This is a genomic window from Methylobacterium sp. B1, assembly GCF_000333255.1.
Lineage (GTDB): Bacteria > Pseudomonadota > Alphaproteobacteria > Rhizobiales > Beijerinckiaceae > Methylobacterium > Methylobacterium fujisawaense.
Genome location: NZ_BACT01000863.1, coordinates 1 through 2,522, shown reverse-complemented (window position 1 = coordinate 2,522; position 2,522 = coordinate 1). Strand labels below are relative to the sequence as shown.

At 67.1% G+C, this 2,522-nt stretch carries 1 protein-coding gene; it reads right to left on the bottom strand.

Annotated elements, in window-relative coordinates:
• Window positions 1-2,456 (bottom strand): efflux RND transporter permease subunit (locus tag I53_RS24785; RefSeq protein WP_043355740.1); only part of this gene is annotated, 2,456 nt, incomplete at its 3' end.
• Between the last annotated feature and the right edge of the window lie 66 nt (window positions 2,457-2,522).

The following is a 2,522-nucleotide window of genomic DNA, read 5'->3' as shown; positions in this document are numbered from 1 at the left end:
TCGCGGTAGATGAACGAGGCCCCCGAGACGAGGTCGACATCGGCGATCTCGGAGAGCGGCACCTGGATGACGCCGCCGTTGGGGTTCTGGGCACCGACCGCGATGTTGCGGATGCCGGCCAGTGACGAGCGGTACTCCTTGGCGAGCCGCACCCGCATCGGGAAGTGACGGTCCGAGCCGTACTCGTAGAGGTCGCCCGCGGTCTGGCCGCCGATCGCCGCCTGGATGGTGGTGTTCACGTCGCTGATCGAGAGGCCGTAGCGGGCGGCCTTGTGGCGGTCGACATCGATCCGCACCGTCGGCTGGCCGAGGGATTCGAAGACCGACAGGTCGGTGACGCCCGGAACGCTGGCGAGGGCTGCCTTCACGGCATTGGCGGTCTTGGTGAGCTGGGTGAGGTCGTTGCCGTAGATCTTGACCGAGTTCTCGCCCTTCACGCCCGAGGCGGCCTCCTGGACGTTGTCCTCGATATACTGCGAGAAGTTGAACTCGATGCCGGGAAACTCCGCCTCCAGCTTCTTGCTCAGGTCCTGGATCAGCGTCTCCTTGTCGAGGCCCTTGCGCCACTGGTCGATGGGCTTGAGCGGCGCCAGGATCTCGACGTTGAAGAAGCCCGTGGCGTCGGTCCCGTCGTTCGGGCGGCCCTGGTGCGACAGGACGGTGGTGACCTCCGGGACCTCCTGGAAGATCTTGCGCATGCGCTGGACGTAGGCGTTGCCGGCCTCCAGCGAGATCGAGGCCGGCATCGTCCCGCGCACGTAGAGATTGCCCTCCTCGAGCCGCGGCAGGAATTCGAGGCCGAGATTGCGGGCCGTGAGCCCCGAGACCAGCAGCACCGCCAGCATCACGGCAAGCGCCAGGACGCGGTTGCGCAGGCCGAAGGCCAGCGCGCGTTCATGGCCGACGCGCAGCACCCGCACGATGAGCGTATCGCGCTCCTCGAGCTTCTTCGGCAGCATCAGGGCCGAGAGCGCAGGCGAGACCGTGAAGGTGGCGAGCAGGCCGCCGAGCAGCGCGTACGCGTAGGTCTTGGCCATCGGGCCGAAGATGTGGCCCTCGACGCCGGTCATCGTGAACAGCGGCAGGAAGCCGACGATGATGATCGTCGCCGAGAAGAAGATCGCCCGGTTCACCTCGCGCCCGGCGACCGCGATGGTGCCGAGCCGGCCCGTCAGGCCGTCGGGCGGCGTCTCGCCCTTCACGTGGTCGGGCTCGGCGATGTGGCGGAAGACGTTCTCCACCATGATCACGGTGGCGTCGACGATCAGACCGAAATCGATGGCGCCCAGCGACAGGAGGTTCGCCGAATCGCCGCGCACCACCAGGATCAGGATCGCGAAGCCGAGGGCGAACGGGATCGTCGCTGCCACGATGATCGCGCTGGTGAGCGAGCCCAGGAACAGCCACTGCACGACGAAGACCAGCACCACGCCGAAGACGAGGTTGTGCATCACCGTGTGGGTCGTGGTGTGGATCAGGCCCGAGCGGTCGTAGATCCGCTCGATCTTCACGTCGGGCGGCAGGATCGTGGAGCTGTTGATCTTGTCGATCTCGGCCTCGACCCGTTCCAGCGTCGGCAGGCTCTTGCCGCCGCGGGTCATGAGCACGATGCCCTCGACGATGTCGGGCTGGTTGTCGTGGCCGACGATGCCGAGGCGCGGGGCGTTCGACACGCGCACCTCCGCCACGTCCCGCACCAGCACCGGGGTGCCGTTGACGAGGCTGATCATCGTGTCCTTGATGTCGTCCATGTCGCGGATCAGGCCGATGCCGCGCACCACCGCCGATTGCTGGCCGACGTTCAGCGTCTGGCCGCCGACGTTGATCGAGGCGTTGTTCAGCGCGTTGGTCAGCTGCACCAGGGTCAGGCCCTGGGCCTGGAGGCGGTTCAGATCGACCGCGACCTCGTATTCCTTGGCCTTGCCGCCGAAGGCCGTGACGTCCACGACGCCGGGGATCGCCTTGAACCGGCGCTGCAGAACCCAGTCCTGCAGGGTCTTCATGTCCATGGGCGAGTAGCCCGCCGGGCCGACGAGCTTGTAGCGCATGATCTCGCCCACCGGGCTCGTCGGCGAGATCTGCGGCGTCGCTCCGTTGGGCAGCGTCGGCGCCTGCGACAGGCGGTTGAGCACCCGCTGCAGCGCCTGCTCGTACGTGTATTCGTAGTTGAACTGGACCTTCACGTCCGAGAGGCCGAACAGCGAGATCGTCCGCACGACCTGGGCGTTGGGGATGCCGGCGAGCGCCACCTCCAGGGGGATGGTGATGTAGCGCTCGATCTCGTCGGCGGACTGGCCCGGGTTCTGGGTGATCACGTCGACCAGCGGCGGGACCGGGTCTGGATAGGCCTCGATGTTGAGCTGCGTGTAGGCGCCGTAGCCGACGCCGAGCATCACGACGAACAGCAGCACCACCAGCACGCGCTGGCGCAGCGAGAAGGTGATCAGGGCGTTCATCGGACCGGATCCCCGCTCAGGACGCCTTGTCGCCGGTGGCCGCCCGATCGATGAACAGGGCCCCCC